The organism is Allobosea sp. FG18 (assembly GCF_057809495.1).
Map to the genome: position 1 here is coordinate 156,415 of NZ_JBMDKB010000015.1, position 7,138 is coordinate 163,552.

A 7,138-nucleotide genomic window follows, 5' to 3' on the forward strand; every position below is an offset into this window, starting at 1 on the left:
GCTCCGCGCGAGGCGATCAGCCCTTCTTGACGTCCCAGAAGAACGGCAGCGGCCCGCTGACCACGCCGGTGACGTTCTTCCGCCAGGCCTGATAGCTGAGGTAGAAGCCCGTCGGCGCGAAGACGACGTTCTCGACCGCCGCCTTGTTGAGCCGGGCCAGTGCCGCCTTCTCCTCGGCGAGGTCTTTGGCGTTGAACCAGTTGGTCACCTCGGTCTCGACCGAAGGCACGTCCGGCCAGCCGAACCAGGCCTTGTCGCCATTGGCGCGAATCGCTGTGTAGGCGGCGGGATTGGTGCAGTCGGCGCCGGCGTGCCAGGTGTGGAACATGCTCCAGCCGCCCTGGCCCGGAGGCGTCTTCTGGGCGCGGCGGGAACCGACCGTGCCCCAGTCGGTGGCGACGAAGTCGACGTTCATGCCGATGCTCTTGAGCAGCGAGGCGGTGACGTCGCCCATCGACTTGGTCGCGGCCATGTCCTGCGCGACGACGCAGACCACCGGCTCGCCCTTGTAGCCGGCCTCGGCGAGGAGCTTCTTGGCTTCGGCGACATTGCGCTTCTTGAGGATGTCGCCGCCTTCCTCGGTGTAGAGCGGCGTGCCCGGGGTGAAGAAGCCCGGCAGCGGCTTCCAGAGCTTGTCGTCATCGCCGACGACGGCGCGCATGTAGTCTTCCTGGTTCAGCGCCGTCAGTACCGCCTGGCGCACCTTCACGTTGTTGAAGGGCGGGAACAGGTGGTTCATGCGGAAGGCGCCGACATTGCCCAGGGGATCGCCGATATCGACATTGATATCCTTGTGGCCCTTCAGCACCGGCACGAGATCGGCGAGCGGGGTCTCCCACCAGTCGACCTCGCCGTTCTGGAGGGCGGCAGCGGCCGTCGCCGGATCGGGCATGATCACCCATTCGATCCGGTCGACGAGGATGTTCTTGCCGCCGGCGAGCCAGTCCGCCTTCTCCGAGCGGGGCTTGTAGTCCGCGAATTTCTCGAACACCGCCTTGGCGCCCGGCACCCAGTCGCTGCGCATGAACTTCATCGGCCCGGAGCCGATATATTCGGTAATCTGCGTGAACGGGTCGGTCTTGGCGATGCGCTCGGGCATCACGAAGGAACAGGGCGCGTTGTTCTTGGCCAGCGCCAGCAGCATCTTCGGGAAGGGCTGCTTCAGCGACCATTTCCAGGTCAGCTCATCGACGGGCGCGAGCTCTACCTGTATGGCCCGGAGCATCAGGCCCATCGGATCGCGCGCCGACCAGCGCACGAGGCTGGCGACCACGTCCTTGGAGGTGACCGGCGTGCCGTCATGGAACTTGAGGCCGGAGCGCAGCTTGAAGGTCCAGTTCAGGCCGTCGGAGGAGACTTCCTCGCTCTCGACCATCTGGCGCTGCGGCTGGAATTTGGAATCGATGCCATAGAGCGTGTCCCAGACCAGCGCCGCGGCGTTGCGGACGACGTATTGCGTTCCCCAGATCGGGTCGAAATTGGCGAGATTGGCCTGCGGTACGAAGCGTAGCGTCTTGGTTGGACTTTGCGCGAGGGCCGGCATCGCCAGCCCGCCGGTCGCGGCAGCCATGCCGGCGCCCGTCGCGGATTTCAGAAACGTCCTGCGATCCATCATGCTCTCCCCTGAAGCGGCGCCTCTGAACGGGCTGCCTTGGCGCGAGTTTGGGCAGAAAAACTCCGCCTGACAACACGCCTCAGCACCCGATCAGGGCTGTCCAACCGCCTGCACGGTTCGTGCCAGACGGAACTTCCGGGGGGAGAACCCGGTGTTTCGGCTCCGGACGGGCTTTTTCGGCCCGTTCCGGGAAAAGCGAAAAATATTCGCGCCTAAATCGGTTTGACCGGCTCATCGACCCGCGCGAAGGGCCGCGCCTGTTCGAAGGCCGCCGCCGCCCGCAGCACGAGCGCATCCTTGCCGAAGGCCCCGACGATCTGGAGGCCCGCGGGCAGCCCTGCGTTCGTCAGGCCGCAAGGCACCGAGACCGCCGGCTGCTCGGTGATGTTGAACGGGTAGGTGAAGGGGGTCCAGCGCGTCCAGTCGTCGCCATAAGCGCCATGTTCGGGCGTATCGCGCCCGACCGCGAAGGCCGGCAGCGGCAGGGTCGGCGTCAGCAGCAGGTCGTAGCGCTGGTGGAACTGCGCCATCCGATAGGCCAGCGCATTGCGCCGGTTCAGGAGCGCGTCGACATAGGCCGAGGCCGGGATGCGCTCGCCCTGCTCGGCCACCGCGACGAGGCCCGGGTCCATCTGCTTGCGGCCGGCCGTATCGATGCTCTTCAAGGCCAGCGCCGCGCCGGAGGACCAGAGCGTCATCAGAATCTCGATGGGATCATCGAAGCCGGGATCGACCTCCTCCACCGTCGCGCCGAGTTCGGCGAAGGCCTGCGCGGCGGCGGCCGTCAGGGCGGCGATCTCGGGATCGACGGTCACGTCCTGGCCGAGACGCGGCGACCAGGCGACGCGCAGGCCCCGCATGCTGCCCTTGAGCCCGTCGACATAATCCGGCGGGCGGTCCGTCAGCGCGGTCATGTCGCGCGCGTCGGGCTGCCCGATCACCTTCATCGCGAGCGCGGTATCCGTGACGGTACGGGTCAGCGGCCCGAGATGGGCGAGGAAACCCATGACCGAGATCGGCCAGGCCGGCACGCGGCCATAGCTCGGCTTCAGGCCGACGACGCCGGTGAAGGCGGCGGGGATACGGATCGAGCCTGCCCCGTCCGTACCCATATGGAGACAGCCGAGATTCAGCGCGGCGCAGACCGCGGCGCCGGAGGAGGAGCCGCCCGGCCCCGTGCCGGTGTTCCAGGGATTGCGGGTTATACCGGTCAGCGGGGAATCGCCGACGCCCTTCCAGCCATATTCCGGCATGGTGGTCTTGCCGAGGAAGACAGTTCCGGCCTCGCGCAAACGCGCGGTGATCGGCGAATCCTCGGCGAAGGGCGCGTCGGAGGCGATGGCCGAGCCGCGCTGCATCGACCAGCCCGCGACGCCGAGATTGTCCTTGATCGTCACCGGCACGCCGTCGAGCGGGCCGATCGCCTCGCCGTTCAGCCAGCGTGCCTGCGAGGCCTCGGCCATGGCGAGCGTCAACGCCTCGTCGCGAACCGCGAAGGCGTTGACCGCGGGCTCGAAGCGCTCGATGCGGGCGAGCGTGTCCTTCGCGACCTCGACGGGAGACAGCTGCTTGCTGGCGTAGAGCGGGCCGAGTTCGGCGGCGGAAAGCGAGGCGATCGACGACATACGGGGACCTCTCAGGCGTTGGCGACGCGCCAGGCGGTGGTGAGTAGGATGTTGGCGCCGGCGACCATGTCGTCATCGGTGCTGAACTCGGCCGGATTGTGCGAGAGACCACCGATCGAGGGGATGAACACCATCGCCGTCGGGCAGAGCCGCGCCATCATCTGCGCGTCGTGGCCCGCGCCGGAGATCATGCGGCGGACGGCCAAGCCGAACTCGCCGGCGCTGCGCTCGACCTCGGCAATGATCTCCTCGGCGAAGGGCGTCGCGGGGAAGCGGGCGAGGTCGCGGAAGGAGATCTCGATGCCGTCGCGCTCGGCGAGTTCGGCGCAGAAGGCTCGCACCGCCGCCTCTGCCTGAGCCAGCGGCGCATCGAGCGGGTTGCGCAGGTCGAGCGTCATCACCACCGTCTCGGGCACGACGTTGACGTTGCCGGGCTGGACGCGGATGACGCCGCTATTGGCGAGCTGGTTGGGGATGGTCTTGGTCAGTTCGTTGGCGAAGATATTGATGCGCGCGGCGGCAAGGCCGGGGTCCTTGCGATAGGCCATCGGCGTCGTGCCGGCGTGGCTCGGGCGGCCCTTCAGAGTCAGTTCCAGCCAGCAGATGCCCTGGATGCCGGTGACCGCGCCGAGCCCGCCGCCTTCGTTCTCAAGGATCGGCCCCTGCTCGATATGCATCTCGATATAAGCGTGCGCCGGCAGGAAGCCCGGCTTCTCCGCGCCCTCATAACCGATGCGCTTCAGTTCGGCGCCGAGCCCGATGCCGTCGGAATCGACCTCCCTGTGCGCCGCCTCGACACTCATGCCACCGGCCCAGACATAGGAGCCGAGCATGTCGGGGTGGAAGCGCGCGCCCTCCTCGTTGGTGAAGGCGATCACCGCCATGTCGCGCTTCGGCGTCAGGCCGGCATCGCGCAAAGCCGCGAGAACCTCGACGCCCGCGACGACGCCGAGCGCACCGTCGAAGCGCCCGCCGGTGCCGACCGTGTCGATATGCGAGCCCATGATGACGGCCGGGCCGCTCTCCTGCCCCTTGAGGATGCCGACGATATTGCCGATGGCGTCGACGCGGGTATCGAGGCCGAGCGCCTTCATCTGGGCGACGAGCCAGTCGCGCCCCTGCCTGTCCTCGTCGGTCAGGGCGAGGCGCCGGCAGCCGCCTTCCGGCGTGGCGCCGATCTTCGAGAGTTCTGCCAGCCGCGAGGTCAGCCTCGCGCCGTCGATCCTCAGATTGGTGCTCATCGCCTCAGGCCCTCCATCGTCTGCGAGGCAAGATGCAGACCGCGGCGGCGCTTGTCGACCCGCGTCCAGCGCATCGGCTCCGGACGGTGGAGCGCGTGGCACCGGCTGTTTCGATGCTCCGATCGGCGGTAGAAGCGGCGCCCCATGTCCGAGATCGCCGAATCCCGTCCGCATCACTCCTGGCTCACCGAGGCGCGCGCCATGCTGGCCCTGAGCTGGCCGATGGTGCTGACCAATGTCGCGCAGACGGCGATGACGGCGACCGACGTCATCATGATGGGCCATCTCGGCCCGGACGCGCTGGCGGCCGGCGCGCTCGGCACCAATCTCTACAATGCCGTCCTGATCTTCGGCATCGGCGTGATGGGCGCGGTCTCGCCGATGATCGCGATCGAGCTCGGCCGCAACAGGCATGCGGTGCGCGACCTGCGTCGCACGGTCCGGCAGGGCTTCTGGGCCGCGGCCACCATGGTCGGGCCGATGTGGCTCTTCCTCTGGCAGGCCGAGTTCATCCTGAGGGCGATGGGGCAGGACCCCGCCCTCTCGAAGGCCGCGGGGTCCTATGTCCACACGCTGCAATGGGGGCTGCTGCCCTTCTTCCTCTATTTGTGCCTGCGTGGCTTCGTCGCCGCGCTCCTGCGGCCGCGCTGGGCCTTCCTCGTCGTGCTGTTCGCGCTGGTGTTCAATGCCTTCGCCAACTGGTGCCTGATGTTTGGGCGGCTCGGCTTCCCGGCGCTCGGCCTGCCCGGCTCGGGACTGGCGACGGCCCTGTCATCGGCGCTGATGTTCACGGGGCTTGCGCTCGTCGTCTCGCTCGACAGGCGCTTCCGGCGCTATCATCTGCTCGGCCGCTTCTGGGTGCCCGACTGGCCGCGCTACCGCGCCTTCTGGCGCCTCGGCCTGCCGATCGGCCTGACGCTTGCCTTCGAGGTGATGATCTTCAACGGCGCGGCCTTCCTGATGGGGCTGATCGGCGCATCCTCGCTGGCGGCCCACGCCATCGCGATCCAGATCGCCTCGCTGACCTTCATGGTGCCCCTCGGCATCGGCCAGGCCGGTACGGTCCGTGTCGGCCGCGCTTTCGGCGCCGGCGACAAGGAGGGCATCCGCAGAGCCGGCACGATGGCCCTGATCCTCGCGCTGAGCTTCATGACATTTACGGCCCTGCTGATGGCGGTCGTGCCGGAATGGCTGGTCGCGCCCTTCCTCGACCGCTCCAAGCCCGGCGCGGAAGCGGTCGCCGAGCTGGCGATGCTCTTCCTATTCTACGCCGCCGTGTTCCAGATCGTCGATGGCGCACAGGTGATCGGCTCCTCGATCCTGCGCGGGCTCGGCGACACGCGCCTGCCGATGATCCTCGCCGGCATCGGTTACTGGGGCATCGGGCTGCCGCTTTCGGCCGCATTGGGCTTTCTCACGCCTCTGGCCGGCCGCGGCATCTGGATCGGGCTGGCGATCGGGCTCACGGTCGTCTCCGTGATGATGCTCTGGCGCTGGTGGGCCCGCGAAAGGCTGGGCCTGCTCAAATGGGGACTACACGAAGCAACCTGAGCCGCGAGCAGGTTCGCCCGAGCAGCTCGCCCGCCTGTTGCCGAACGGCAACAGCGTTACGCCGACACAATTTGGCCATCTCCTGTTCACCCCAAGGCCATCTCGGCCACCTTGAACGGAGGTCATCAACGGCGCATGGAACCACCGCGCCGTTCCGCCGTTCATTCATGCCTATAAAGCCGAGTTGTCCGTCGATGTCCCCCGTCCGTCCGCCCGTCTCTCCCCTCGCCCGGCCGACCCGCCGCGTCTTCGCGGCGCTCAGCCCGCTTTTCCTCGCCGCCTGCGTCAGCCAGCGCCAGCAGCCTATCGAGGCCGCCGCGTATCAGAGCCCGCATATCAGCGCCGAGTATCTGTCGATGTATGGCGAGCGGCCGGATGAGAAGCATCCGCTGCCCGCAACGGATCTCTCCGAGGTCGAGCCGCAGTTCCTGCGCCGCATCGTCTCGTACCAGACCCGCGAGCAGCCCGGCACGATCGTTATCGACACCGACGCCCGCTACCTCTATCTCGTGATGGAGGGCGGTCGCGCCGTCCGCTATGGCATCGGCGTCGGCAAGCAGGGCATGTCCTGGCGCGGCCGCGCCACGGTTGCCCGCAAGGCGCAGTGGCCGCGCTGGACCCCGACCCCAGCGATGATCGCCCGCGAGCCGGAGCGGAACCGCCCCTGGGCCGGCGGCATGGCCGGCGGCATCGAGAACCCGCTCGGCGCCCGCGCACTCTATCTCTACCAGGGCGGCCGCGACACGCTCTACCGCATCCATGGCACCTCCGAGCCGTGGTCGATCGGCAAGTCGGTGTCGTCGGGCTGCATCCGCCTGTTCAACCAGGACATCATCGACCTCTACAACCGCGTCCCGAGCGGCACGACGGTGGTGGTGCTGAACCGCGGCACCCTGCAGGCGCCGCCCGAGGTCGACGAGATGCCCCCGCCGGACGACGACTTCGGCAGCATCTGACGCTGACCTGACATTCTATCATCGCATCGGCCCGAAAGGTGGAACACACCTTTCGGGCCGATGCGTTTCCCGGGGGCACCGCCTTGATACCGTCACAGGCCGATCCCACTTCTCGTTGGGCGGCGCAACCGCGCCTGTCTCGTATTCACA

At 67.9% G+C, this 7,138-nt stretch carries 5 protein-coding genes; 2 read left to right on the plus strand and 3 right to left on the minus strand.

The genetic code is table 11. From position 1 onward, the window contains the following. Positions 1–16 precede the first annotated feature (16 nt). The 3 genes from ACODTJ_RS17595 to ACODTJ_RS17605 all read right to left on the minus strand — a co-directional run bounded on the left by ACODTJ_RS17595 (position 17) and on the right by ACODTJ_RS17605 (position 4,481). Positions 17–1,612: an ABC transporter substrate-binding protein gene (locus tag ACODTJ_RS17595; RefSeq protein ID WP_454657745.1), complete on the minus strand. Its 1,596-nt coding sequence runs from the start codon at positions 1,610–1,612 to the stop codon at positions 17–19. Positions 1,613–1,827: 215 nt separating this feature from the next. Beyond that, positions 1,828–3,240, minus strand: coding sequence for an amidase (locus ACODTJ_RS17600; protein WP_454657746.1), 1,413 nt, complete (start codon positions 3,238–3,240; stop codon positions 1,828–1,830). An 11-nt stretch (positions 3,241–3,251) separates the two neighbouring features. Further along, positions 3,252–4,481: a M20 family metallo-hydrolase gene (locus ACODTJ_RS17605; RefSeq protein ID WP_488849540.1), complete on the minus strand. Its 1,230-nt coding sequence runs from the start codon at positions 4,479–4,481 to the stop codon at positions 3,252–3,254. A 144-nt stretch (positions 4,482–4,625) separates the two neighbouring features. Between ACODTJ_RS17605 and ACODTJ_RS17610 the strand changes: the two genes are divergently transcribed. Together ACODTJ_RS17610 and ACODTJ_RS17615 are read left to right on the plus strand one after the other, a co-directional pair. Then, positions 4,626–6,032, plus strand: coding sequence for an MATE family efflux transporter (locus ACODTJ_RS17610; RefSeq protein ID WP_454657748.1), 1,407 nt, complete (start codon positions 4,626–4,628; stop codon positions 6,030–6,032). Positions 6,033–6,226: 194 nt separating this feature from the next. Further along, positions 6,227–6,988, plus strand: coding sequence for a L,D-transpeptidase (locus ACODTJ_RS17615; protein ID WP_454657749.1), 762 nt, complete (start codon positions 6,227–6,229; stop codon positions 6,986–6,988). The last annotated feature ends 150 nt before the right edge of the window (positions 6,989–7,138 follow it).

Excerpts from the sequence above, each read along its gene's own strand:
- ACODTJ_RS17595 (WP_454657745.1), bottom strand. The coding sequence starts at position 1,612 with ATGGATCGCAGGACGTTTCTGAAATCCGCGACGGGCGCCGGCATGGCT.
- ACODTJ_RS17600 (WP_454657746.1), bottom strand. The coding sequence starts at position 3,240 with ATGTCGTCGATCGCCTCGCTTTCCGCCGCCGAACTCGGCCCGCTCTAC.
- ACODTJ_RS17605 (WP_488849540.1), bottom strand. The coding sequence starts at position 4,481 with ATGAGCACCAATCTGAGGATCGACGGCGCGAGGCTGACCTCGCGGCTG.
- ACODTJ_RS17610 (WP_454657748.1), top strand. The coding sequence starts at position 4,626 with ATGTCCGAGATCGCCGAATCCCGTCCGCATCACTCCTGGCTCACCGAG.
- ACODTJ_RS17615 (WP_454657749.1), top strand. The coding sequence starts at position 6,227 with ATGTCCCCCGTCCGTCCGCCCGTCTCTCCCCTCGCCCGGCCGACCCGC.